Origin of the sequence: Streptomyces sp. ISL-98 (assembly GCF_018614055.1) — a bacterium.
GTDB lineage: Bacteria > Actinomycetota > Actinomycetes > Streptomycetales > Streptomycetaceae > Streptomyces > Streptomyces spiramyceticus.
Map to the genome: position 1 here is coordinate 209799 of NZ_JAGGPB010000001.1, position 23799 is coordinate 233597.

Genomic DNA, 23799 nt, shown 5'->3' on the forward strand with positions numbered 1-23799 from the left:
ATTCAAATTGTTGGACTTTCCAAGCGGTTACTTGGTAAAACCAAGTAACACCGAGCAGCACCACTTCTGGGGAGGCGCACCGCATGGAGTTCCGGCAGTCGAGCAAACTCAACGAGGTCTGTTACGAGATCCGCGGCCCGGTGATCGAGCAGGCCAACGCCCTTGAGGAGGCGGGCCACAGCGTCCTGCGCCTCAACACAGGCAACCCGGCGCTCTTCGGCTTCGAAGCGCCGGAAGAGATCGTCCAGGACATGATCCGGATGCTCCCGCGGGCACACGGCTACACCGACTCCCGCGGAGTCCTCTCCGCCCGCCGCGCAGTAGCGCAGCGCTACCAGGCCCTCGGCCTGCCAGATGTGTCGGTCGACGACATCTTCCTCGGCAACGGCGTGTCCGAACTCGTCTCCATGGCCGTGCAGGCCCTGCTCGAAACCGGCGACGAAGTCCTGATCCCCGCCCCCGACTTCCCCCTGTGGACCGCCGTAACCACCCTCTCCGGCGGCAAAGCCGTCCACTACCTCTGCGACGAGTCCGCGGACTGGTATCCGGACCTCGACGACATGGCGTCAAAGATCACCGACCGCACAAAAGCTGTCGTCATCATCAACCCCAACAACCCCACCGGCGCCGTCTATCCGCGCGAGATCATCGAAGGAATCCTGGACCTCGCCCGCCGCCACCAGCTGATGGTGTTCGCCGACGAGATCTACGACCAGATCGTGTACGACGACGCCGTCCACCACACCGCGGCCGCCCTCGCCCGCGACCTGGTCGTCCTCACCTTCAGCGGCCTGTCGAAGTCGTACCGCGTCGCCGGATTCCGCTCGGGCTGGCTGGTCGTCACCGGCCCCAAACAGCACGCGAAGAGTTACCTGGAGGGCCTGACGATGCTCGCCTCCATGCGCCTGTGCGCGAACGCCCCCGCGCAGTACGCCATCCAGGCGGCGCTCGGCGGCCGCCAGTCCATCCACGAGCTCACCGCCAAGGGCGGGCGCCTGAACGAACAGCGCGAGGTCGCGTGGGCGAAGCTCAACGAGATCCCCGGAGTCTCGTGCGTCAAGCCGAAGGGCGCCCTGTACGCGTTCCCGCGCCTGGACCCGAAGATCCACAAGATTCACGACGACGAGAAGTTCGTCCTGGACCTGCTCCTCCGCGAGAAGATCCAGGTCGTACAGGGCACTGGCTTCAACTGGCCGCGCCCTGACCACTTCCGCATCCTCACCCTCCCGTACGCTGACGATCTGGATGCGGCGATCAGCCGTATCGGCCGCTTCCTGAGTGGATACCGCCAGTGACACCACCACCGCCAGTTACGTCCCCCCTCTGCCCCACCTGCCACATCCCCATCCAGACCCAGTTCGCGTCCCCGGACCTGATCGAGCAGATCGTGTACGGCGGCCTGGACCCGGCGTCGGACCCGGCATGGGAGTCCTCGGGCGCGGCAACGGTGGAGGAGTACGCACGGTGGTGCGGCCACTTGTGCGGCATGGCGTGCCTGCGCATGGCGCTGGGCCCCGGCGCCCCCTCCCTCTTCGCGCTCCGCGACGATGCGCTCGAGTACGGCGCGTACACGGACCACGAGGACGACACGATCCAGGGCCTGGTCTACGCCCCGTTGGCGAAGTACGCAGAAGAGGCACACGCGCTCCCCGCGACGGTCCACCGCCACCTGACCCCGCCCCAGATCCTCGAACTGCTGGACGCGGGCCGGACGGTGATGGCGTCGGTCCACTACGAAATCCGCAACCCGGACCGCGAGGCCCCGGGCCGGGGCGGCCACCTGGTCCTCATCACGTCCCGCACGCCGGACGGCAACGGCGTCCACTTCCACAACCCGTCGGGCACAACGCCGGACACCCGCGCCGCGAACCTCCCCCTCACGACCTTCGAGCGCTTCTTCGCAGGCAGAGGCATGTCGTTCGGCGCAAGGCGGTAACCCCATGGGCACAGCCATGATCGCCGTCATAGGCACGCTGCTCGGTTCGGTGGCGACGTACTACTTCCAGCGCCAGGCAGCGGAACGAACCGCCGCCCTGACCCGCGCCGAGCAGCTCCGCCAGGAGCGGATCTCGACGTACAGCGCCTTCGCCGGCGCGCTGGTGGACTACCGCCGCGCCCAGAACGACCGCTGGCACCGCAAGGCCGAAGCGCCGGACAGCGCCGACGCCAAGAGTTCGCGCTTAGAGTCGTACGCACAGCGCTCGGCCGCCCGACAGGCCCTGATCCGGGTACAGCTGGTCTGCGCGGACAGGGAGTCCGTCGAGCTGGCCCGTACGGCCTTCGAGTTGACGCACTGCATGCACGAGGCACCGAACGAGGCGGAGCGCGCCAGGCGCTCGGAACAGGCGGACGAGGCCCTGGCACGATTCATCGAGGCGGCGGCCCCGAGCGTCCGCTGACACGCCATCACCCCCGGCGTAAAATCCCCCCATGGACCTGGTGGTGATCGAACCACTCAAACAGCGGCACTGTGCCGAGTGCCACCAAGGCCCCCTACGCTTCCACATCCTCGAATTCAACGCCGTCATCTGCCTCGACTGCGCGGACCTGGCCCACCTGGTCTACCTCCCTCGGGGCAACGCGGCCCTGACACGCAGAGCCCGCGAGGCCAGCTCGCTCTGGGCGGTGGTCATCCGCCACAGCAGACGCCGTAAGCGATACGAGCGCCAGGGCCTCCTGGTCGAGGAAACGGCCCTGGCCCGCGCTGAATCGGCCTGCCTGGCGGACGCCGACTCCCGAGCCCGTCGCCGGGCCCGCGACGCGACCCGTCGCGCGGCCGAGGACGTACGTTTCACCGCCACCCTGACGGCAGAAATCCTCCGCCTCTACCCGTCCTGCCCACCACAACGCGCCCGCGCGATAGCAACCCACGCTTCGGAACGCGGCAGCGGCAGGGTGGGCCGCAGCGCGGCGGGCCGGGCCCTGGACGAGGCGGCGATAACGGCAGCGGTGCGGGCCGCAGTGCGGCACGAGGACACGGAGTACGACGCGCTGCTGATGGACGGCGTACCGCGGAGGAAGGCGCGGGCGAGGGTGGCGAGCGCGATAGAGGCGGTCCTCGCGGCCTGGCAGGACGAGCCATAACTCCGGTCCCTGTCCCTGTCCCTGTCCCTGTCGGCCACGATGCCTACCGCTGGCAGACCGTCCGGAGCGAACGCCTCCTCGTCGCTGTACCCCCACACCGTCACCTTCGCAGTGCGCGTGCTCGGCGTCCCTCCCCGTCCTGCGCGGCACTGCCTGTCCAAGCCATGGTGCGGCGGCTGGAAGACGTCTGGTTGTGGGCTGTACCGCTCCCTCATAGTCTCCATTGCGAGGGAGAAGGGCAGGGAAGAGACGCGCAGTTGAACCGTCCAACCACGAGAGGCGATTGCCCGTGACCGAACAGTTCAATGTGCACCACCCCATCCTCAAGCGGATGTACTCCCTCGACGGAGACGTCCAGGAACGCACCGGGATTTACGACGACTGGGCGGGCGCCTACGACAAAGACACGATCTAGGGCCTGGGCTATCTCGGGCCGGCCCTGGCTGCGGACAGAGTCACGGAACTCGTGCCGGCCGACACTCCGCTCCTGGACGCCGGGTGCGGAACGGGGCTCGTGGGTGGTGAGCTGGTGCAGCGCGGCTTTTCGACGCTCGATGGAGTCGACCTGTCGCAAGGCATGCTCAACATCGCCCGCAGTAAAGGCATCTACCGGCAGCTGGAGATCGCCGACATCACTCGGCCCCTGCCCTTCGACCCGGGCAGCTACGGGGCTGTCGTCTGTGTCGGCACCTTTACCGCCGGGCACGTGGGGCCCGAAGGGATCGATCCGCTCGTCGGCGTCGCCCGGAAGGGCGGGTACGTGGTCATGACCGTGCTCACCCAGATCTGGGAGAAAATGGGCTTCAGTACGCACATTGATCAGTTGCAACGGCGCGGTACCGTCCGCGTCGTCGATGAGCAGGTCGATCGGACATACCACACCAAGGAACACGTAACCTGCCGAGTTGTCGTCCTCCAGGTCGTGTGACACCACCCCTGGCCACCGCCCGTCAGCCCTGCCAGATGCAGGTGTGGCGGTGGCGGGTCGGGGGGTGGTCGAGGTCCTCGGCTGTTGTGGGGGAGGTACGAAGTTCCTTGCGGGCGCGGGTGGCGAAGAGGCGGAGGGCCGCTCGGGCGCGGGACTCGTGTTCGCGTTGGCCTCGGATCGGGGTGCCTGCGGCGCGTGGGTACTCGTAGGACGCGAACGTGCGCATCCTGCGGCTAGGGGTGGGGCGGCGGCCTGTGCGGAGGGCCTTGGACAGGTCCGCGTACGAGTAGCGGAGGTCCGTGAGGGTGTGGGCCGTCCACGGGCCGCCGGAGCCCCTCGACCACCAGCTCGTTTTGCGGTGCTTCAGGGGGGTGTGGTGAGTGGTACGGGACATGGGGACCTCTGGCTCCGGGCCGCCGGTCGTTCCGGCGTGGCCGTGCTAGAAGTCGGCGGCGGTGAAGCGGCCGTATCGCTTGGTGCGTATGCGCATGCGCGCAGACTGGCGGGTACCGGCTGTTGTTGTCGAGCACTTTATGTACGCCGCCGCCCTCGACCTGCCCGGGTGCACGGCGAGCGACCGTTAAAGAAGGGCCGCCTCGGCGGTCAAGTCCCGGTACGCGCGTCCCAAACACCTCCCACCATGGAGACGCCCTTCCCCTACAGTTCGGCGGCGAGTTCGTCGATCAGGCGTCGCAGTGGGCGGCGGTGTCGGCGCACCCACTGGCGGCGATACGGAGGGCGGCGGGACGGCCGCACAGATCGGCGAGCCGGGCTGCCGCCTCGCGCTCTGCTGCCAGCCTCGGGTCGCTGACGATGCGGTGCAGCAGGCGTACGGCGTACTGCTCGTCCAGCGGCGCGAGGGAGGAGGGCGTCGCCCTCGATGCCGTACAGGCGGCTGTGGCTGATGACGACGGCTACGCTGCCGGCGGAGGACGGCAGCGTCCGGGCAGCGCTCACACAGTCCGCGGTACGAGGGTTCCGACTCTGGCCTGCCCACTCACAGCGTTCCGCGTCTCGTCGACCACCGGGACCACGGACCGCTCTAGGGGCGGGCACCGGCTATCGTGGCGCGGCTGGCGGCGAGAAGGAAGGGGGTGGGGTGGTCCGTGGGTGAGGTGAGGCTGCGGGTGCCTGTGGGGCCGGATGCCTGGCGGTGGGTTACGCGGGACGGCGGCAAGCGTGTGCTCTTCGTTGCCCACAACGTGACCTCGGCGACGCGGCTGCTCGATGTGATGCCCCTCTTCGACGACGATTTGGGCGTGGAGTGCCTTGCCACGTGCACCGGGTCGTCACCGTTCCTGGACGGGGTGCCTGAGTTGCTTGCATCGGCCGGGCTGCCCGTGCTGCCGTGGGAGCAGGCCAAGGAGGCGGATGCCGACCTGGTGGTGAGTGCGAGCTACGGCGGCGAACTGCACGCGCTTCAAGGGCAGTTGGCCGTACTGTCGCACGGCGTTGGATACAATAAGAGGGATACCGGATACCGGATACCGGATACCGGATACCGGATACCGGATGGCCGGGTGACGAGGGGCAGGTTGCTCCAGCGCCCGTCTTCGGTCTTTCTCCCGAGTGGCTGCTCCACGACGGCAAACCCATCGCCACCGCCACCGTCCTCTCCCACCCTGAGCAGCTCGACCGGCTCCGCCTCACCTGCCCCGAAGCCGCCCACACCGCCGCACTCGCCGGCGATCCGTGCTTCGACCGGATACTCGAGGCTGTCCCGCGCAGGGAAGCCTTCCGGCGGCGCTTCGGCGTCGGACCCGGTCAGCGGCTCGTCGTTCTGAACTCGACCTGGGGGCGCCGGTCGCTCTTCGGCAGCGACGAGCTGTCGTGGCTGCTCACGGAACTGGTCGGTGCCCTGCCTGCCGACGAGTACCGCGTGTGCGCCGTCCTCCACCCAACATTTGGCACGGCCACGGGCCCGGCCAAGTACGGCGCTGGCTACGCACGGCCCAGGACTCCGGGCTCCTGCTCGTGCCTCCCCTGGGCGCGTGGCGGCAGGCCCTCGTCGCCGCCGACTGCGTCATCGGCGACCACGGTTCCGTCACCTATTACGCCGCCGCCCTGGGCACGCCCGTCCTCCTCGGGGCGTTCCCCGAAGACGACCTCGATACCGCCTCGCCTGTCGCCGAGTTGGGACGTATCGCGCCAAGACTGCACCCGTACGAGCCCCTCTGCCCACAGCTGGACCACACCCTCGCCGGTCACATTCCCGGGCGCTACGACGTTCTCGCCGCCCAGACGACCTCCGCTCCCGGCGAGTCCGCCGGCCTGCTGCGGCAGATGTTCTACGACCTGATGGGAAGGTCGGAACCGGAGCGGCCTGCCCTGCTGGAGCGACTGGGTCTGCCCGACGCCGACGTGGTGCAGGTCACCGAGCCCCTCCGCGTGCTGACCCAAGTGAGGACCGATGTGCGGAACAGCGCATCTCAGACGCAGGCGCCCGAGATCTCGGTGACCCGGTACATCGGCCACTCACCCGCCGGTCCCGACGCCCTGTACGGCCCGTCCGACGCCCACACCGCCGTACACGAGGACACCCGCGACCCGACCCGCCTCGCCCTCGCCGACCTGGTGCTGGGGTACGCCCCAGAGCATCCCGCCGCCTGGACCGCCGACGCGCTGCGGCAGCGGCCGTACGCCGCCATGGCAGTGGCCGTGACCGGCACGGACCACTGCCTCGTGCGCACGGCCGACGGACGTCTGGTCGTGCTCAATGCCCGGTCCGGGCAGGACAGTTGTCCGGATCCGTGCGACCCGGCCGTCTACGCGTCGGCGCTCTACGCATGGCTGGAGAGCGGCAGGACCGTCGACGAACTGGCCGTCGGCATGACGGTGGTGACGGGCCGGGTCCGCCACCACATCACGGTCGACGTCGCTCCTACCCCACCGACTCGGTGATGTCAGCCGTCAGCCATCAGCATCCAGAGCCTCCAGCCGCGCCCGAACCTCTGCCGCGCCGGGCGCCCCCGTCCGCTCATGGAGGGCGAGCGCCTCGCGCAGGAAGCGGCGTACGTCCGCCGGATCCGCCGCGGCGCGCGCCCGGAGCTCCGCGATGTCGGCCTGCTGGACCACCGCCTCCTCCGCCGCCATCTGCGCAGCCGCGAGGGCCAGCCATTCCTCCGCCTGCTCGGGCCGCCCGGCCGCCAGGGCCGTCTCGCCGAGGCTGGTCAGGACCCTCGCCTCGTTGTACGGGTCTGGCAGCGCCCGCATCAGACCCTGGGCCTGCGTCAGTTGCGCTGTCGCCTCCGCATGGCGGCCCTGGCCTGTCAGGGCACGGCCAAGATGGTGTTCCAGTAGGGCGAGGGCCCGGGGGGCGGTGGACAGGGCCTTGGCACGTCGGAAGCAGTCGGCCGCCTCCTCGTACTGCTGCTGGTTCAGCCTCAGCAGGCCGAGCGACTCAACGGCCGTCGCCTCGCCCTGCGCATGTCCTGCGCGGCCGTCCGCCTCGGCCGCTGCCGTGAATTCGCGTTCCGCGTCGGCGTATTGGGCGATACCCAGGTACGCGAAGCCGAGCTGGGCGTGCATGCGCCCCTCGGCCTCCGGTATGTCCGGGCAACGGGCCGCCGCCTTCCCCCCCCCAGCCGGTGGGTGGCGATCCACTCCTGGTGGAAGCCCTGCTTCAGGTACAGACTCCACAGCGTCTCGCACAGCTGCCAGGTCAGCTCGTCGTGACCGTACTCCGCCGCCGTACGCACCGCTTCCTCCAGGTTCTCGCGCTCCGCGGCCAGCCAGGTCAGCGCCTGCGCGGGCGACGGGAACGCGGGCGCGGGGACGAGGCGCGCGTACGCAGGACCCAGATGCCAACCCCCGGGATTCACACAGGCGTCGGCAGCCGCGCCGGCATCGACGTAGTGGAGCAGCAGGCGTCGTACGGCCGCCGCTGACCTCGCCGGGCCCTCCTCGCACAGGGCACGCTGCTCGGCGTGGGACCGGATCAGGTCGTGGAAGCGGTAGCGGCCGGAGGCGGTTTCGCCGATGAGGTGGATCTCCGCGAGCTCCTCGAGCAGCAAGGCTGCCTTCTGCTGCGGTACGCCGATGAGCGCGGCGGCGGCCTGGGCGGTGAGCGTCGGCCATGGGCGCAGGGCCGCGAGGCGGTAGAGGCGGGCCGCATCCGGCGACAGATCCGCGTACGAGGCGTCCGCGATGCCGGTCAGGGGCTCTTGATCATCCGTGTCCTGCCCGGCGTGGTCTGCCATGCCTCGCTCCATGCCCTGCCCCATGGCTCGCTCCATGTCCTGCCGCTGCTTCTCCCAGGTCAGATGGGTCCGTACGGCCATCCGCTCGGCCGCGATGCACAGCGCGAGCGGCAGTCCACCGCAGTGTCTCGCCACTGAGTCCGCTCCCGTCATGTCGCGGCCGGGCGCGACACGGGCGAGGAGCTGCTCGGCGTCATCGGCCGTGAACGGGCCGAGTTCGATGTGGTGCGCTCCGCGTTCCCGTATCAGCCGGCGGAGCCGGTGGCGGCTGGTGACCACGGTGAGCGAGCCGGGTGCGGTGGTGAGCAGGGGCAGCACCTGGGCGACGGAATGCGCATTGTCGAGGACGGTCAGGATGCGCTGGCCGGCGGTCAGGCTGCGGAACAGGTCCGCCCTGTCCTCCTCGTCGGCCGGGATCCAGCGTCCGTCGATGCCCAGCCTGCGGAGGAAACGGTTCAGGACCGCGGACGGAGCAAGGGCGGTGGCGGTGTTGTCGCCGCGCAGGTCGATGTGGAGCCGGGGCCGTCGTAATGCCCGCTCAGCGACGCCGCCCAGTGCAGGGCGGTGGCCGACTTGCCGATGCCGCCGGGGCCGGAGAGTACGACGAGGTCCGGTACGTCGGCCCTCTCCTCCAGCAGGGCTGCGAGACGGGCGAGTTCGCGGCGCCGGTTGGTGAAGTACCGGGTGGGAGCGGGTAACTCGCGCGGCACGGGCCAGCCCGGAATACGGACAGGCGCCGGGGCTTCGTGGAAGGTGACGCTGCCGATGTGCTGGGCCTGCACGCTGTGGCCGTACACGGTCCCGCCGAGCTCATTGCGTACGCTCGCCTCCGCCGCCAACTCGGCGTCCATCAGGCCCCCTTCAGTCGGCACGTACTACCACCACCGGCCAGGAACACTACCTCCGCACCTGGCACGCAGTCAGGCGCACTGAGGCGCAACCGCGCACAGTGAGCCCAGCGGGCACAGTCACCGGCATGCGGTCAGTCGTCGAGCAGCTCCGTCAGCGCGCCCACCGGGTCCTCGTCCGGGGTGCCCGTCGGCCACCAGTCGTCCGTGCCGGGGTCCGATTCGTACGGGTACCAGCGGTCGTCGTGGCCCAGGCGCAGCTGTATGCCGCGTTCCCCGTCGCTGAGGCGGTTGCGGTGGGGGCGCAGGCGGGGGAGGTCTGCGGCGGCCAGGGCCGGGCGGGCTCGGTCGAAGGGGCCTGCCGGGGGGTCCCAGGGCGTTTCGAGTACGGACAGGCCGGTCAGGCCGCCCTGCTGCCAGGCGGCCACCGCGCGGGCCAGGTCGGTCGGGGTGCGGCCGGTGGCGGATGCGAGGCGGGCGTACAGCGTGCGGGTCGCGGCGGTGAGGCCCGAGCCGGGCTGGGCAGCGGCGAGGCGCACCGCGTCCTGCCAGGGGGTGAGGGTGGCGATGGGGTCCGTGCCGGTGGTGAGGAGGGTGTGGGCGCGGGCTGCGGCGTCCGTGACGAGGAGGTCCAGGGCCAGCGGGTCGGGGGCGCCGCGCGTGCCGGGGTACGCGCCGGAGGCGTGGCCGGCGTGCGGGGGGACCGGCAGCGGGCCCGGGAGCGGTGGGAGCGTACGCGGAGTCAGGGCGGTGGCGGCCAGGACGCCGGGGAAGGGCGGCGGCGCGGGCTTCTCGCGGGCGGAGTGGGCGGCGTTTCGGCGGGCGAGGTCGTCGAGCAGGTCACGTTCGGCCCGGCCGCGCATGACGAACAGGACGAACGGGTCGGCGTCCAGGAGGCGGGCGGTTTCGTAGCAGAGGGCAGCCGCGTGCTTGCAGGGGTGGCCGTGGTCCGGGCACGAGCAGGACGGGATCAGGTCGCCGGGGGCGGGCAGCAGGCCAACGCCCACCTCGGCCGCCGACTCCACCAGGGAGTGCGGCATGTCCTTGTCGAGCAGGGCCGCCATGTGCGCGGGATCGGCCGCCGCCATGGTCAGGAAACGGTCCCAGTCTTCGTCGGAGAGCACCTGCAGGCGGATTTCCGTACGGTACGGGCGGGGGCGGCTGCCTCGTACGTACGTGATGATCCGGCCCGGCGTGACGCTGATCGCGCCGACGTTTCCCTCACTGGCGTACGTACGGCCGCGGGCGAGGCGGGCGGGGTCCAGCGAGAGCGCTTCGAGCGCCTCGATCCAGGCGTTGCCCCACCAGCTCGTACTCATGCCGACCTCCTCAGCGACACCAGGTCCGCCAGCTCTCGGTCGGTCAGCTCGGTCAGCGCTGCCTCTCCGCCGCCCAGGATCGCGTCTGCCAGCGCCCGCTTGGAGGCGATGAGTTCGGCGATACGGTCCTCCACCGTCCCCTCCGCGATCAGGCGGTGCACTTGCACCGGCTGGGTCTGGCCGATGCGGTACGCACGGTCCGTCGCCTGGTCCTCGACCGCCGGGTTCCACCAGCGGTCGTAGTGGATGACATGGGCGGCCCTGGTGAGGTTCAGGCCGGTGCCCGCCGCCTTGAGGGAGAGGAGGAAAACGGGGACCTCGGCGGACTGGAAGCGGTCGACCATTTCCTCCCGCTGGGCAATGGGTGTGCCGCCGTGCAGGAGTTGGGCGGAGACCGCGCGGGCCGCCAGGTGGTCCGAGAGGAGGCGGGCCATCGTCACGTACTGCGTGAAGATCAGGACCGAGCCGCCCTCGGACAGGATCGTGTCGAGGAGTTCGTCGAGGAGTTCGAGCTTGCCGGAGCGGCCCGTGAGGCGCCGCGTGTCCTCCTTCAGATACTGCGCGGGGTGATTGCAGATCTGCTTGAGGGAGGAGAGGAGTCTCATGATGAGGCCTCGGCGCGCGATGCCCTCCGACTCCTCGATGGCCGCCATGGATTCCCGTACGGCCGCTTCGTAGAGGGATGCCTGTTCGCGGCTGAGCGAGACAGGGTGGTCGGTCTCCGTCTTGGGCGGCAGCTCCGGCACGATGCCCGGGTCCGACTTCTTGCGGCGCAGCAGGAACGGGCGCACGAGGCGGGCGAGGCGCTCCGACGCCTCGTCGTCCTCGCCGCTCTCGACCAGTCGCGCGTGGCGGGCGCGGAACGCCTTGAGCGGGCCGAGCAGTCCGGGTGTCGTCCAGTCGAGCAGGGCCCACAGCTCGGAGAGGTTGTTCTCGACGGGGGTGCCGGTCAGGGCGATGCGCGCGGGGGCGGGGATGGTGCGGAGTGCCTTCGCCGTGGAGGAATACGGGTTCTTGACGTGCTGTGCCTCGTCGGCGACGACCATCCCCCAGGTGTGGGAGGCGAGTTGGGGCGCGCTGGTGCGCATCGTTCCGTACGTCGTGAGGACGAAGCCACCGTCGGCGCCTGCGCCGCCCATGTCGTGGAGGGTGCGGGTCGTGCCGTGGAAGCGGCGGACCGGGACGCCGGGCGCAAAGCGCGTGATCTCGCGCTGCCAGTTGCCCAGGAGGGAGGCGGGGCATACGACGAGGGTGGGGGCGCTGCGGGCTCGGCGGAGGTGGAGGGCGATGACCGTGATCGTCTTGCCGAGGCCCATGTCGTCGGCGAGGCAGCCGCCGAGGCCGAGGGACGTCATCAGGTCGAGCCAGGCGAGGCCGCGCAGTTGGTAGTCGCGCAGGGTGGCGTCCAGGCCGGGCGGCTGGGCGGCGGGCGGCGCGTCGGCCGTGGCGGCGGTGAGGCGGTCGCGGAGGGCGGCCAGGGTACCGACCGGGACTGCTTCGACCTGCTCGCCGTCGACCTCCGCGGTTCCCGTGAGGGCCACGGCGAGCGCGTCCACGGGCTCCAGCAGGCCCAGCTCACGCTTGCGTGCCTTGCGCACCAGCGCCGGGTCGACGACCACCCACTGGTCCCTGAGGCGGACGATCGGGCGGTGCGCCTCTGCGAGGGCGTCCATGTCCGCCTCGCTGAGCGGCTCGCCGCCGACGGCCAGCTGCCAGCTGAAAGCGAAGAGTTCCTGGGCGTCGAAGAAGGAGGTGCCGTCGGTCGCCGAACCGGGCGCGGGGCGTACGACTGCGGTGGCCGTGAGCGTACGGGCCAGCTCCCTGGGCCAGTGGACCGCGACGCCCGCGGCGGCGAGCCTGGCCGCTGCCGGGCCCAGCAGCTCGTACAACTCGTCCTCCGACAGCGGCAGTACGTCGGGGACCGGGCGCTCCAGGAGCCGGCCGAGCGGTGCCCAGACGCGCGCCGCGCGGCGCAGCGCGAGCACCGCGTCGATACGGGCGCGCGGGCCGAAGCCTTCGGTGCCGCCGCCGGCCCAGAGGGCGGCGGCGTCGATGACGTGCGTCGGGTCGGCCAGGCTGTGCACCTGGACCAGTGCCGTACCGGCCCGGCGCTGCTTCTCGGCACCGTCCGCCGACTCGCCCACCCTCTCGCCGGGCCCCTCCCCCGGTGCCTCGTCCGCCGCGCTGTCGAAGAGCTCGAACTGGGACAGGTCGAGACGCAGAGATACGCGCACCCCCGCGTCCACCCCGGCCGCGACCTCGGCCGCCCACTCGCGCAGGGCGGGCAGGTGCTGTGGCCCGCGCGCCGCGAAGGGGGCGCCCACTGCATGGGCCGCGGAGGGCGTACGCGGCAAGGTGTCCACGACCGCGTCGAGGAACGCCTTCACCAGCGCCTCGGGGTCGGGCAGCTGGAGGGGGGTCCGGCCCTCGAGCGGGACCGCGTACGCCTCGGCGGGCATGGCCGCGGCGATCGCCCGCACCTGCGCGATGTCGTCGGCGTCGAGCGGTCCGGCCCGCCAGGCGTCATGGTCCACAGCGGTCAGCCCCGGCAGCAGCCGGCCCCGCGCGGCGAGATGCAGGGCATGCAGCGCGGCCGCGCCCCAGCAGCGGGGAGCGGAGTGGGCGGCCGGGTCGTGACGGGCGCGGGCCAGCAGCGGCAGGGCGTCGGGGAGGGACAGGAGGAGGGCGGGGACGGTGCCGCGGCGCACTGCGGTGCCGGTGGCGCCGTGGCGGCGTACGACCGTGATCTCGGCGGCCGCGCCCGGCAGGGCAGGCAGGGGATCGCCCTCCGGGTCCCAGAGGGCGATCTTGCCGTCGCGCGGGAGCTCGGCGGGGAGGAATACCGCGGCGCGACGGGCGAGATTCGGGGCCGGTGAATGCCGGCGTGCGCTGTCCACCATGGTGTCCCCCGTCCCGCTCGTGCGCTTGTGTCCTATCAACGAGCGAGTCTACGGGCGGGGTCTGACAGCCGGTCTTGGTGAGGCGGCGGGGTGGGCGCGGGCGGCGCGACCTGCTGCGCTGTGTTCCCCTACCCTCCCCTTCCCGCTGTGACGATTTGCGGCTGCCGCCGCGCGAGGGGCTCCGCCCCAGACCCGCTCCTCAAACACCCGAGGGGCTGAATGATGGGCGGGGTGGGGGAAATCGCCGCAGGCAGGGCCGCCCAGAAGCCCGCTCCCCCGCCATGGCGAGGACGGGCGTCGGGGGCACCTACTCAGGCCCGCGCCCCGGCCGCACCGCCGCCCCGAAGTTCAGCGACCCCACCGACCTCGCCTGAACGACAGGGCCGTACTGCACTCCCCCAGTGATCGTGTTGTGTACGTCGCCCTCCCGCACCCCCGCCCCGCCCGCTGCCAGCTCGTCGAGTAGCGAACGCAGCTCCGCCGCGGCGGCAGGATCGGCCGCCAGCGTCCGGCGCAGGCGCGTACGCCACTCCGACTCCACGTCTGCGGCCACCTGCTCGTCACCGGCAGCCCGCGCCTCGGCCAGCTCGCCGCGCGAGACCTCCAGCTCGCCCTCGACCGTCTCCTCGTCGGCCGCCGCCCCGCCCCGCGCCCGGCGCGAGAGAAACGCGGTGACGCGCCCACGCGCGCTCGACCAGGAATCTGTCGCCATCTGCTGGACGAGTGCCGTGGCGCCCGCCGCCGCCAAAGCCATCAACTCGGCTTCCACCGCGCTCCTTTCACCGACGTCTGCTCCTCACACCGTAGAGGCTCAAGTCCCGCTAGGCACCGCGGCGTACCAGCGCCACAAGCTCCGCGTTGTGGTGACGGCGCCCCCAGGCGATGGCCAGGAGGGGGACCATCACGATCAGCGGCGATGCGGCGTACTCCCCGTCGAACACGACGATTTGAGTCACGAACGCCCCGGCCATCAGAGCACTGAGAGCGAGCGCCGACACACCGGACAGGACGGGTATCAGCAGCGCCACCGCCCCGGCCAGCTCCAGGCCGCCGATGAGGTACATGAACCAGTCTCCGAAGCCGATCTTGTCGAAGCTCTCCGCCGCCGAGGCGTGACCGATCAGCTTGGGGATCGCGCTGGGTACGGCGAAGAGCACGGCGAGCAGGATCTGGAGCCCCCGTAGCGTGAGGTGCGCGCGACGGCTCGGCGTTGGGCCGGTGAAGAACGAGCCGGTGGTGACGGTGGCGCCGGAGTGGGCGGCAGGGGCGGTCGTTGCCTCGGACATCGTGGTCTCCCAGGGGAATCGGTGCGCTGTGTGGTGTCCCAAGTAAGACCGCGCCGCGACTCACAACTCATCGCATCAGCGGCTCAGAGTTTTGACCGGGATCGCCGAGGGGCCCGCGTCGGACACGGCCCGGCGGGTATACGCCCCCGTGGAAGAAGAGGCGATCGTCATGCGCACTGGGAGTGAACCCGCGACCGCACGCAGTCCCCTGCGGATGCGCCTCGCGCTGAGCGTATGGGGCCTGATCTGGACCGTCGCCGGAACGGTGGCGTTCGCCTTCGCCGACCGCCCCGGCTGGGCCATCGCCTGCGGCTGCCTCGCCGTCGTGGTCACCGTGGACCTGGTCATGATCATCCGCCATATCCGCCAGGGCCCGCACTACCAGCCGGGTCGCGACGTCCCGCCGTACGATCCACCGGCGCAGGGCGGCGGCCACCGACCGTAAACAAGCGGTCGCCGCGCGGTCACTCGTCCGTTTCGAACCGCGCCGCCGCCAGGTACTCCGGCTTGGGGTCGAGGGCCGCCGCCAGCCGGAAGTGGCGCTTCGCCCGGTCGTCGCGGGCGGCACGCTCGTACGTACGCGCAAGGGCGAAGTGGGCGAAGGCGTTGTCCGGCTCCCGTTCCAGAACCAGCTGGAACTCGATCTCGGCGAGACGAAGTTGGGCGGACGCGAAGAAGGCCCGGGCACGCAGCAAGCGGGCCGCCGTGTTCTCCGGATGCGCGGCGATGACCGAGTCGAGGAGCTTTACGGCTCCCTGCGGGTCCCGCGCGGCCAGCAGATGCTCCGCCGCGCGGTAATCGATGATGTGGGTCTCCGGGCTGGTTTCACGCACGCTGACATCCTTCCCCTCACCTGATGCTTTCAACGGCCCCGGCAGCATGTCCTATTCCAGGGCGGGGGGCGAGGGGCCCGGCACACCTAACGCGTGCTGTTCGCCGCCCGTTCGGTCAGCTCTGCCCAGACCTTCCGGACCTGCGGCTCCAGTGCGGCCAGCGGACCGTCGTTGTCGATGACGAGATCCGCGATCTCCAGCCGCTGCTCCCGGCTCGCCTGCGCGGCCATCCGCGCGCGGGCCTCGCCCTCTGCCATGCCGCGCAGCCGTACGAGCCGATCCAGCTGGGTCTGGGGGGAGGCGTCCACGACGACGACCAGGTCGTACAGGGGGGCAAGCCCGTTCTCGGTCAGCAGCGGTACATCGTGGATGACGACGGCGTCCGCCGCCGCCCCGGCCTCCAGCTCCGCCGACCGCGCCCCGACCAGCGGGTGGACGATCTCGTTCAGGGTCGCCAGGCGGTCGGGGTCGGCGAAGACGACCGAGCCGAGCTTCGGACGGTCCAGGGTCCCGTCCGGGGCGAGGATCTCCTCCCCGAAGGCCTCGACGACGGCCGCGAGCCCCGGCGTTCCGGGCTCGACGACCTCCCTCGCGATCTTGTCGGCGTCGATCAGCACCGCTCCGTACGAAACGAGCAGCCGCGACACTTCGCTCTTGCCGGCACCGATGCCGCCGGTCAGACCCACTTTCAGCATGCGCGGAAGCCTAGACGAGTCGTCTAGAGGTCACCCTCCCGCTCGGCGAGAAAGCGTTCGAATTCGAGGCCGATCTCGTCGGCCGACGGCAGATCGACGGGCTCGGCGACCAGGTTGCCCCGCGTCTCCGCGCCCGCCACCGCGTCGTACTGGTGCTCAAGGCCCCGTACGAGCGATACGAGCTCCTCGTCGCCCTCGCCGACCTGGCGGTCGATCTCGTCCTGCGTACGCCGTGCCTCAGTGCGCAGTGAATGGGCGACTCCTGGCAGCACCAGGCCGGTCGCCGCCGTGATCGCCTCCAGGGCGGTCAGTGCGGCATCGGGGTACGAGGAACGGGCGATGTAGTGCGGCACGTGCGCCGCGACGCCCAGCACGTCGTGCCCCTCCTGCGCGAGCCGGTACTCGATCAGCGACTCCGCGCTGCCGGGCACCTGTGCCTCGTCGAACGGGCTGCGGTGGCCCGGCATGAGGTCGGTCCTGTTGCCGTGCGGGGTGATGCCGACCGGGCGGGTGTGCGGGACGCCCATCGGGATGCCGTGGAAGTTCACCGAGAGGCGCACTCCGAGCCGCTCGACGATCTGCCGTACGGCTAGCGCGAACCGCTCCCACTCCACATCGGGCTCGGGGCCCGACAGCAGCAGGAAGGGCGCTCCCGTGGCGTCCTGCACAAGGCGGAGATCTATCTCCGGTGCCTCGTAATCGGACCACCTGTCGCGCCGGAAGGTCAGGAGCGGGCGGCGGGCACGGTAGTCCACCAGCCGGTCGTGGTCGAACCGGGCCACGACCTGGTTCGGGAGCGTGTCCAGCAGCTTTCCGACGATCTGCTCGCCGGTCTCACCCGCATCGATGTAGCCGTCGAAGTGGTAGAGCATGACCAGTCCGGCCGATTCCTGCGCGAGCGCCATGTCGACGACGGCCACGCCCTTCGGCTCCCAGACGTACAAATCCTGCGGATCAAGCACGATTACCGCTCCTCCTCGTGTTCCTAAGGAAGAACGTGCTGCCGGGCGTGCGCATTCCCTGACAACGGCCTGTTGCGGCACAGCAGTTAGTACAGCGGACGCGTACAACGCAGTAAGGCCCGCCCTCCAAGGAGAGCGGGCCTTACCTTTCAGCTAATCAGCTACACGCCGACACGCTGCTCTGCGATTCAGCTCTGGCCGCCGGCCAGCTTCTCGCGGAGCGCGGCCAGGGCCTCGTCCGACGCCAGGGCGCCGGAGTTGTCCGCCGACTCCGAGGAGTAGGAGCCGCCACCCGTGCCACCGGAGGCAGCCGGGGCGCCGGCGGCCGGGGCAGCAGCGCCCTCGGCAGCGGCGGCCTCGTCGGCCTCGCGGGACTTGATGACCTGAGCCTGGTGCTGCTCGAAGCGCTGCTGCGCCTCGGCGTACTGGGTCTCCCAGGCCTCGCGCTGGGTCTCGTAGCCCTCGAGCCAGTCGTTGGTCTCGGGGTCGAAGCCCTCGGGGTAGATGTAGTTGCCCTGGTCGTCGTAGGACGCGGCCATGCCGTACAGGGTCGGGTCGAACTCGACCGAGGCCGGGTCGGCACCGAAGGACTCGTTGGCCTGCTTCAGCGAGAGGCTGATGCGACGACGCTCGAGGTCGATGTCGATGACCTTGACGAAGATCTCGTCGTTGACCTGGACAACCTGCTCCGGGATCTCCACGTGGCGCTCGGCCAGCTCGGAGATGTGGACCAGACCCTCGATGCCCTCGTCGACGCGCACGAACGCACCGAACGGAACGAGCTTCGTGACCTTACCGGGAACAACCTGCCCGATCTGGTGCGTACGGGCGAACTGCTGCCACGGGTCTTCCTGCGTCGCCTTGAGCGACAGCGAGACACGCTCGCGGTCCATGTCGACGTCGAGAACCTCGACGGTGACTTCCTGGCCGACCTCGACAACCTCGGAGGGGTGGTCGATGTGCTTCCAGGAGAGCTCGGAGACGTGCACGAGACCGTCGACGCCGCCGAGGTCCACGAACGCACCGAAGTTGACGATCGAGGAAACGACGCCGGAGCGGACCTGACCCTTCTGCAGGGTCGTGAGGAAGGTCTGGCGGACCTCGCTCTGGGTCTGCTCGAGCCAGGCACGGCGGGACAGGACCACGTTGTTGCGGTTCTTGTCCAGCTCGATGATCTTGGCCTCGAGCTCCTTGCCCACGTAGGGCTGGAGGTCACGGACGCGGCGCATCTCGACGAGGGAGGCCGGCAGGAAGCCACGGAGGCCGATGTCGAGGATGAGACCACCCTTGACCACCTCGATGACGGTGCCGGTGACGATGCCGTCCTCTTCCTTGATCTTCTCGATCGTGCCCCAGGCGCGCTCGTACTGTGCGCGCTTCTTGGACAGGATGAGACGGCCTTCCTTGTCCTCCTTCTGGAGAACAAGAGCCTCGATCTCATCGCCCACGGCGACGACCTCATTGGGGTCGACGTCGTGCTTGATGGAAAGCTCGCGGGAGGGGATGACGCCTTCGGTCTTGTAACCGATGTCGAGCAGGACCTCGTCCCGGTCGACCTTCACGATGACGCCGTCGACGATGTCGCCGTCGTTGAAGTACTTGATCGTCTCGTCGATCGCGGCGAGGAAGGCTTCCTCGTTACCGATGTCGTTGACCGCTACCTGCGGGGTGGTGGCGGTGGTCTCGGTGCTGCTCGTCATGTGGGTAAGGGCTCCGGTACGGACAGTAAGTCGTAGGTACTGCTACGCCGGGAGCCCTTATCGCACCTGATGAAGCCGGACAGCCTAGGAGGCGCATTTCCGGGAAGGGAAGCGCCTCGACAACCGAGGGGACATACAACTGATGCAAGCGCGGCCTGCTCCGTCTGAGGCGCGCAGGCTCGCAGCGCAACTTGTAGCATACGGGGGCAGCCGGGCATGGTCAATGCGCGAAGGCGCACACCCGGGGCGGATCACCCCATTCCCGGCACAACTAATGTTTAGCGAGGCCACAACGGCCGCACCGCACTCTGCAGCTACAGGTTCGAGCGAGCCTACGCAGACGAGACAGACGGGCGCAATGAGCCACAGGGAAGACGCTTTCGAGGTCCTCGAGACCTATACGCCGGACGACGCGGGCGCCGACGAGGGGGAGGCGACCCGGCGCGAGGCCGGGGAGGCCGAGAGCAGCCGGGCCAGCCGCAGCTGGTGGGACAGGAACGCGGACGAGTACCAGAGCGAGCACGGCGCGTTCCTGGGCGACGACCGCTTCGTATGGGGTCCGGAAGGGCTGGACGAGGCGGAGGCGGGCCTTCTGGGTCCCGCGGAGTCCCTGAAGGGGCTCGACGTCCTGGAGATCGGCGCGGGCGCGGCCCAGTGCTCGCGCTGGCTCGCCGCGCAGGGCGCCCGCCCCGTGGCTCTGGACCTCTCTCACCGCCAGCTCCAGCACGCACTGCGGATCGACGGCCGTGTCCCTCTGGACGGCGTTTCCCTCGTGCAGGCGGACGCCGGGAAGCTGCCCTTCCGCGACGGCTCCTTCGACCTCGCCTGTTCCGCGTACGGCGCGGTGCCCTTCGTCGCCGATCCGGTGGAGGTCTTCCGGGAGGTACGGCGGGTCCTGCGGCCCGGCGGACGGTGGGTCTTCTCCGTCACGCACCCGATCCGGTGGGCCTTCCCCGATGAGCCGGGCCCGGAGGGTCTGTCGGTCGCGGCGTCCTACTTCGACCGCACGCCGTACGTCGAGCAGGACGACCAGGGCCGCGCCGTCTACGTCGAGCACCACAGGACGGTCGGCGACCGGGTCCGTGACGTCGTGGCCGGCGGCTTCCGTCTGGTCGACCTCGTCGAGCCGGAGTGGCCCGCCTGGAACACCCAGGAATGGGGCGGCTGGTCCCCCCTGCGCGGAAATCTGATCCCGGGGACGGCGATTTTCGTCTGCGTACGAGACTAGGGGCGTGATCCGCACCGACGCCCTGGACCGGCTGCCCGTACGCACCGCTGTGCCCGCACTGGAACGGGCACTGGACGCGCACGGCACTGCGGTGCTGTGCGCGCCGCCGGGGACGGGCAAAACGACGCTGGTGCCGCTGGTGCTGGCGGGGCTGCTCAGCCCCGGTGAAGGGCGGCCGGTGCGGAGGGTCGTCGTCGCGGAGCCCCGGCGGATCGCGGCGCGTGCGGCGGCCCGGCGGATGGCGTGGCTGCTCGGCGAGAAGCCCGGCGGGCGCGTCGGCTTCACCGTGCGCGGAGAGCGCATGGTGGGGCGCGACACGGTGGTGGAGGTCGTGACGACCGGTGTCCTGCTGCAACGGCTCCAGCGCGACCAGGAGCTGGCCGGGGTCGACGTCGTCGTCCTCGACGAGTGCCATGAGCGCCACCTCGACGCGGACACCGTCACCGCCTTCCTGCTGGATGTACGGGCCACCCTGCGGCCCGAGCTGCGGCTCGTCGCCGCTTCCGCGACGACGGACGCGCAGGGCTGGGCCCGGCTGCTCGGCGACGCCCCCGTGGTGGAGGCGCAGGGCGTGTCGCACCCCGTGGAGACGGTGTGGGCGCCGCCCGCTCGCCCGGTGCGGCCGCCGCACGGCATGAGGGTCGATCCGGCGCTGCTGACACATGTGGCCGCCGTGGTGCGCAGGGCGCTCGCGGAGCGGACGGGTGACGTGCTGTGCTTCCTGCCCGGCGTGGGCGAGATCGCGCGCGTGGCGGGACAACTGGGCGGCGTGGCGGCCGAGGTGCTCCAGGTGCACGGGCGGGCGCCTGCCGCGGTGCAGGATGCCGTGCTGGCCGGTTCCACGGGTGCCCGCAGGGTGGTGCTGGCGACCTCGGTGGCCGAGTCGAGCCTGACCGTGCCCGGGGTAAGGATCGTCGTGGACTCAGGCCTCGCGCGTGAGCCCCGCACCGACCACGCGCGCGGGCTGAGCGCCCTCACGACCGTACGGGCGTCCCAGGCGGCGTCACGGCAGCGGGCGGGTCGGGCCGGGCGCGAGGCGCCGGGTGCCGTCTACCGGTGCTGGGACGAGGCCGAGGACGCACGGCTGCCGCGCTTCCCCGCCCCCGAGATCAAGGTCGCGGACCTGACGGCGTTCGCCCTCCAGGCGGCGTGCTGGGGCGACCCGGACGCGAGCGGCCTGGCGTTGCTGGATCCGCCGCCCGGCGGTGCGATGGCGGCGGCCCGTACCGTGCTGGCCGCGATCGGCGCAGTGGACGATGCCGGTCGCGCGACGGACAGGGGCGTACGAATGTCCCGCCTCGGCCTGCACCCCCGGCTTGCGCGGGCACTCGTCGACGGCGCGCGGGAGGTCGGCGTACGCCGGGCGGCGGAGGTGGTCGCCCTGCTGAGCGAGGAACCCCCGAGGGAGTACGGCGACGACCTGGCGGCCGCCTGGCGTTCGGCACGGCGGGGCGACGACGGGTACGGGGCCCGGTGGCGCCAGGAGGCGAGACGGCTGGCTTCGGCGGCTGGGACAGGGACGGGAACGGGCACCGAGGGGAACCGGCAGTCCGCGAGTGACGACGCGGTGGCCGGCCTTGTGGCGGCGTTCGCGTTTCCCGAGCGGGTCGCCAGGGCCCGGGGTGAGGGTGCCTTCCTCATGGCTTCAGGGACGGGCGCCGAGCTCGGTGACGGGTCGCGGCTGCGCAGTGCTCCCTGGCTGGCGGTCGCCGTCGCCGACCGTCCCGTCCATGCCGCGTCCGCACGGGTACGGCTCGCCGCCGTCATCGACGAGGACACTGCGAAGCTGGCCGCCGAGCACCTGCTGGTCTCCGGCGAGGAGGTCCACTGGGAGGGCGGGGACGTCGTAGCGCGGCATGTGGAGCGGCTCGGGGCGGTCGAGTTGACCGTAAGGGCGCTCAAAAACCCGGACGCGGCGCTCGTACGGGAGGCACTGCTCGAAGGGCTGCGGCGGGAGGGCCTCGGCCTGCTGCGCTGGTCCCGCGATGCGCAGGGGCTGCGGGAGCGGCTCGCCTTCCTGCACCGGGAGCTGGGCACGCCCTGGCCGGATGTGTCGGACGCGTCGCTGGCGGACCGTACAGACGAGTGGCTGGAGCCGGAGCTGTCACGGGCGCGCAGGCGATCCGACCTGGGGCGGATCGAGGCGGGGCAGGCGCTGAACCGGCTGCTGCCGTGGGCGTCAGGCGACGCGGCGCGGCTGGACGAGCTGGCGCCGGAGCGGATCGAGGTGCCGAGCGGGTCGCGGATCCGGGTGGAGTACGGCGGGGAGCAGCCCGTACTGGCGGTGAAGCTTCAGGAGATGTTCGGCCTGGCCGAGACACCGCGCGTGGCCGGGGTCCCGGTGCTGGTGCACCTGCTGTCCCCTGCCGGGCGCCCGGCCGCTGTATCGGCCGACCTGGCGTCCTTCTGGCGTGACGGATACAGGGCGGTGCGGGCGGAGTTGCGGGGGCGGTATCCCAAGCACCCTTGGCCGGAGGATCCGGCGGCCGCTGTGCCGACGCGGCATACGAAGGCGCGGTTCACGGGCTGACGACCGGTTGCGGAGCGGGTGCGGGGATCGCGGGCGTGCCGGGGTCGTCGCCGGGCCTTCGGCTGCGGGCCTCCAGGAGCAGGGCGAGCGCGAGGAGGGCGGCGGCCAGGGTCAGGAAGCCCCAGGGGAGGTACGAGGTGAGCATGAGGATCATGAAGCGGTTGGTCTTGACGAGGTCGACGGTGTAGTCGACATAGTCCTCGCGCATCTTCACGTGTCCCGCGAAGGCGGTGACCTTGTCGCGGCCGCCCAGCAGAGTGCCGCCGCGCAGCTCCTCCTTGTGGATCTCCTCGCCGTTGACCGGGGCGCCGGTGACCGGGTCGACCCAGAACATCCGCTTGGTGGTGTACCAGCGGGTGGTGCCGGTCTGTTTCTCCAGCTTGGTCGAGTCGATGCCCGGCATGGGCATCTTCTTCGGGTACTTGACCTTGGTCCAGGGGATGGTCTGCTCGAAGTAGTAGACGTCCATGCCCCGGAAGTTCCGGGTGCCCTTGTAGTGGATCGGGGCGGAGGTGCGGGTCTGGGCGTCGAAGTACTCGTAGTCGCGTTTCTCGGTGAGGAAGGGCCACTTGAACTCGATGCCCTCGCGCGTGACGCGGTCGCCGTCGACCATCTCGCCGGTGGCGTGCACCGGTGCCTGGCTGTGGGCATCGAAGATGTAGCGCTCGGGGATCTGGGAGACCATCTTGCCGTCGGGGCCCTGGACGTACGAGAGGGAGTCCCAGACGACCACGTCGCGTCCCGCGCTCCGCTCGATCTTCTCGGACTCCTCGACGTTGCCCTTCAGGGTCTGCACGATGGTGATTTTTTCGACCTTCTTGGCCTGCATGGAGCTGTATTCGAGGAGCGTCGCGGGCTTCGCCTCCAGCACCATTTCCTGGTACTGGCCGGGCGGGATCTTGGCGAGGCGCGGGAAGGCGTACCAGCGCAACAGCGGTGACATGGCGGCGAAGAAGACCGCGAAGGCGAGCAGGACCAGGCTGGCTTTACGGCGCACGGCTCCGGCCCCTCTACTTCTTCGGCCCGGGAACGGTGGTCAGCAGAGGCTTGGGCGAGGTCTCCCCCGGCGGGGCGCCGACGGCCGTGACGGTGAGGACGAGCGCGAGGGCGGCAGCCAGCCCGAGGGCGGCGGCGACGAGAGCACGCATGCTCGGCCTCCCGGAATCTGATACGGCGTCAGGGCGGTGGCACCGTAGCAATGGAGCGGCGAGATGAGAACACGTTGCACCGGCCCCGGACATCAAAAACGCGGACGGGCTGGATTCCCAGCCCGTCCGGCGTTTCAGG

At 70.7% G+C, this 23799-nt stretch carries 25 protein-coding genes; 10 read left to right on the top strand and 15 right to left on the bottom strand.

Annotated features, from left to right (window positions below):
* The first annotated feature begins 83 nt into the window (after positions 1-83).
* The 6 genes from J7I98_RS01005 (at position 84) to J7I98_RS01025 (ending at position 4012) form a co-directional block, all read left to right on the top strand.
* Complete coding sequence (locus J7I98_RS01005) at positions 84-1295, top strand: pyridoxal phosphate-dependent aminotransferase (RefSeq protein ID WP_214914566.1); 1212 nt, start codon at positions 84-86, stop codon at positions 1293-1295.
* The gene (locus tag J7I98_RS01010) at positions 1292-1936 is read left to right on the top strand and encodes a peptidase (RefSeq protein WP_308377644.1); all 645 of its coding nucleotides are present in this window, start codon (positions 1292-1294) and stop codon (positions 1934-1936) included. The genes J7I98_RS01005 and J7I98_RS01010 overlap by 4 nt, the downstream gene beginning before the upstream one ends.
* 4 nt (positions 1937-1940) lie before the next feature.
* A complete protein-coding gene (locus tag J7I98_RS01015) occupies positions 1941-2399 on the top strand; it encodes a hypothetical protein (protein ID WP_214914569.1) in 459 nt (152 codons plus the stop codon).
* Between the two features lie 31 nt (positions 2400-2430).
* Positions 2431-3084, top strand: a complete 654-nt coding sequence (locus tag J7I98_RS01020; RefSeq protein WP_214914577.1) for a DUF2293 domain-containing protein — start codon at positions 2431-2433, stop codon at positions 3082-3084.
* Positions 3085-3373: 289 nt separating this feature from the next.
* Entirely contained in the window at positions 3374-3499 is a 126-nt protein-coding gene (locus J7I98_RS42135; RefSeq protein WP_285437977.1) for a hypothetical protein, read from the top strand.
* Positions 3500-3550: 51 nt separating this feature from the next.
* Complete coding sequence (locus J7I98_RS01025) at positions 3551-4012, top strand: class I SAM-dependent methyltransferase (RefSeq protein WP_308377645.1); 462 nt, start codon at positions 3551-3553, stop codon at positions 4010-4012.
* Positions 4013-4034: 22 nt separating this feature from the next.
* Here J7I98_RS01025 and J7I98_RS01030 read toward each other — a convergent pair whose 3' ends face one another.
* The gene (locus tag J7I98_RS01030; RefSeq protein ID WP_214914583.1) at positions 4035-4406 is read right to left on the bottom strand and encodes a hypothetical protein; all 372 of its coding nucleotides are present in this window, start codon (positions 4404-4406) and stop codon (positions 4035-4037) included.
* A 1026-nt stretch (positions 4407-5432) separates the two neighbouring features.
* A complete protein-coding gene (locus J7I98_RS42500; RefSeq protein ID WP_308377646.1) occupies positions 5433-5909 on the bottom strand; it encodes a hypothetical protein in 477 nt (158 codons plus the stop codon).
* A gap of 77 nt (positions 5910-5986) precedes the next feature.
* On the opposite strand from J7I98_RS42500, the gene J7I98_RS42505 reads away from it, so the two are divergent.
* Positions 5987-6913, top strand: a complete 927-nt coding sequence (locus J7I98_RS42505; RefSeq protein ID WP_308377647.1) for a hypothetical protein — start codon at positions 5987-5989, stop codon at positions 6911-6913.
* A 9-nt stretch (positions 6914-6922) separates the two neighbouring features.
* Here J7I98_RS42505 and J7I98_RS40710 read toward each other — a convergent pair whose 3' ends face one another.
* The 7 genes from J7I98_RS40710 to J7I98_RS01060 form a co-directional block, all read right to left on the bottom strand.
* Entirely contained in the window at positions 6923-7513 is a 591-nt protein-coding gene (locus tag J7I98_RS40710) for a tetratricopeptide repeat protein (RefSeq protein WP_251019991.1), read from the bottom strand.
* Positions 7396-8529, bottom strand: coding sequence for a hypothetical protein (locus J7I98_RS40715; RefSeq protein ID WP_251019923.1), 1134 nt, complete (start codon positions 8527-8529; stop codon positions 7396-7398). Before J7I98_RS40715 ends, J7I98_RS40710 begins: the two co-directional genes overlap by 118 nt.
* 137 nt (positions 8530-8666) lie before the next feature.
* Positions 8667-9083 (bottom strand): ATP-binding protein, encoded by a 417-nt coding sequence (locus tag J7I98_RS40720; protein WP_251019924.1) that lies wholly within the window; start codon positions 9081-9083, stop codon positions 8667-8669.
* Positions 9084-9193: 110 nt separating this feature from the next.
* Positions 9194-10378, bottom strand: a complete 1185-nt coding sequence (locus tag J7I98_RS01045) for an SWIM zinc finger family protein (RefSeq protein ID WP_214914587.1) — start codon at positions 10376-10378, stop codon at positions 9194-9196.
* Positions 10375-13278 carry a DEAD/DEAH box helicase gene (locus tag J7I98_RS01050; protein WP_214914590.1) on the bottom strand — a complete coding sequence of 968 codons (2904 nt, stop codon included), beginning with the start codon at positions 13276-13278 and terminating at the stop codon, positions 10375-10377. The genes J7I98_RS01045 and J7I98_RS01050 overlap by 4 nt, the downstream gene beginning before the upstream one ends.
* Positions 13279-13585: 307 nt before the next feature.
* Positions 13586-14047 (bottom strand): hypothetical protein, encoded by a 462-nt coding sequence (locus J7I98_RS01055; protein ID WP_214914593.1) that lies wholly within the window; start codon positions 14045-14047, stop codon positions 13586-13588.
* A gap of 52 nt (positions 14048-14099) precedes the next feature.
* Entirely contained in the window at positions 14100-14564 is a 465-nt protein-coding gene (locus J7I98_RS01060; RefSeq protein WP_214914596.1) for a DoxX family protein, read from the bottom strand.
* 169 nt (positions 14565-14733) lie between these two features.
* On the opposite strand from J7I98_RS01060, the gene J7I98_RS01065 reads away from it, so the two are divergent.
* The gene (locus J7I98_RS01065; protein ID WP_214914598.1) at positions 14734-15009 is read left to right on the top strand and encodes a DUF6343 family protein; all 276 of its coding nucleotides are present in this window, start codon (positions 14734-14736) and stop codon (positions 15007-15009) included.
* A 19-nt stretch (positions 15010-15028) separates the two neighbouring features.
* On the opposite strand, the gene J7I98_RS01070 is transcribed toward J7I98_RS01065, so the two are convergent.
* From J7I98_RS01070 to rpsA, 4 genes are all read right to left on the bottom strand, one after another.
* Positions 15029-15397, bottom strand: coding sequence for a tetratricopeptide repeat protein (locus J7I98_RS01070; RefSeq protein ID WP_214914601.1), 369 nt, complete (start codon positions 15395-15397; stop codon positions 15029-15031).
* An 86-nt stretch (positions 15398-15483) separates the two neighbouring features.
* Positions 15484-16092, bottom strand: coding sequence for a dephospho-CoA kinase (gene coaE / locus J7I98_RS01075; RefSeq protein WP_214914604.1), 609 nt, complete (start codon positions 16090-16092; stop codon positions 15484-15486).
* A 23-nt stretch (positions 16093-16115) separates the two neighbouring features.
* A complete protein-coding gene (locus tag J7I98_RS01080) occupies positions 16116-16997 on the bottom strand; it encodes a PAC2 family protein (protein ID WP_251019993.1) in 882 nt (293 codons plus the stop codon).
* 245 nt (positions 16998-17242) lie between these two features.
* Entirely contained in the window at positions 17243-18754 is a 1512-nt protein-coding gene (gene rpsA, locus J7I98_RS01085; RefSeq protein ID WP_214914610.1) for a 30S ribosomal protein S1, read from the bottom strand.
* A gap of 358 nt (positions 18755-19112) precedes the next feature.
* Here rpsA and J7I98_RS01090 point away from each other — a divergent pair, with 358 nt between their 5' ends.
* Positions 19113-19982, top strand: a complete 870-nt coding sequence (locus J7I98_RS01090; RefSeq protein WP_214914613.1) for a class I SAM-dependent methyltransferase — start codon at positions 19113-19115, stop codon at positions 19980-19982.
* A 4-nt stretch (positions 19983-19986) separates the two neighbouring features.
* Positions 19987-22512, top strand: a complete 2526-nt coding sequence (gene hrpB, locus J7I98_RS01095; RefSeq protein ID WP_214914616.1) for an ATP-dependent helicase HrpB — start codon at positions 19987-19989, stop codon at positions 22510-22512.
* Here the strand turns inward: hrpB and J7I98_RS01100 are convergent.
* Both J7I98_RS01100 and J7I98_RS01105 read right to left on the bottom strand, forming a co-directional pair.
* Positions 22502-23509 (bottom strand): DUF3068 domain-containing protein, encoded by a 1008-nt coding sequence (locus tag J7I98_RS01100; RefSeq protein WP_214914619.1) that lies wholly within the window; start codon positions 23507-23509, stop codon positions 22502-22504. The two genes, hrpB and J7I98_RS01100, sit on opposite strands and share 11 nt — an antisense overlap.
* A gap of 13 nt (positions 23510-23522) precedes the next feature.
* Complete coding sequence (locus tag J7I98_RS01105) at positions 23523-23660, bottom strand: SPW_0924 family protein (RefSeq protein ID WP_214914621.1); 138 nt, start codon at positions 23658-23660, stop codon at positions 23523-23525.
* Positions 23661-23799 lie beyond the last annotated feature (139 nt).

Coding starts and splice junctions, on each gene's coding strand:
- J7I98_RS01080 (WP_251019993.1), bottom strand. CDS start 16,997: ATGGCGCTCGCGCAGGAATCGGCCGGACTGGTCATGCTCTACCACTTC.
- J7I98_RS01065 (WP_214914598.1), top strand. CDS start 14,734: ATGCGCACTGGGAGTGAACCCGCGACCGCACGCAGTCCCCTGCGGATG.
- J7I98_RS01090 (WP_214914613.1), top strand. CDS start 19,113: ATGAGCCACAGGGAAGACGCTTTCGAGGTCCTCGAGACCTATACGCCG.
- J7I98_RS01020 (WP_214914577.1), top strand. CDS start 2,431: ATGGACCTGGTGGTGATCGAACCACTCAAACAGCGGCACTGTGCCGAG.
- J7I98_RS01045 (WP_214914587.1), bottom strand. CDS start 10,378: ATGAGTACGAGCTGGTGGGGCAACGCCTGGATCGAGGCGCTCGAAGCG.
- J7I98_RS01015 (WP_214914569.1), top strand. CDS start 1,941: ATGGGCACAGCCATGATCGCCGTCATAGGCACGCTGCTCGGTTCGGTG.
- J7I98_RS01060 (WP_214914596.1), bottom strand. CDS start 14,564: ATGTCCGAGGCAACGACCGCCCCTGCCGCCCACTCCGGCGCCACCGTC.
- J7I98_RS01105 (WP_214914621.1), bottom strand. CDS start 23,660: ATGCGTGCTCTCGTCGCCGCCGCCCTCGGGCTGGCTGCCGCCCTCGCG.
- J7I98_RS01030 (WP_214914583.1), bottom strand. CDS start 4,406: ATGTCCCGTACCACTCACCACACCCCCCTGAAGCACCGCAAAACGAGC.
- J7I98_RS01050 (WP_214914590.1), bottom strand. CDS start 13,278: ATGGTGGACAGCGCACGCCGGCATTCACCGGCCCCGAATCTCGCCCGT.
- coaE (WP_214914604.1), bottom strand. CDS start 16,092: ATGCTGAAAGTGGGTCTGACCGGCGGCATCGGTGCCGGCAAGAGCGAA.
- J7I98_RS01005 (WP_214914566.1), top strand. CDS start 84: ATGGAGTTCCGGCAGTCGAGCAAACTCAACGAGGTCTGTTACGAGATC.
- rpsA (WP_214914610.1), bottom strand. CDS start 18,754: ATGACGAGCAGCACCGAGACCACCGCCACCACCCCGCAGGTAGCGGTC.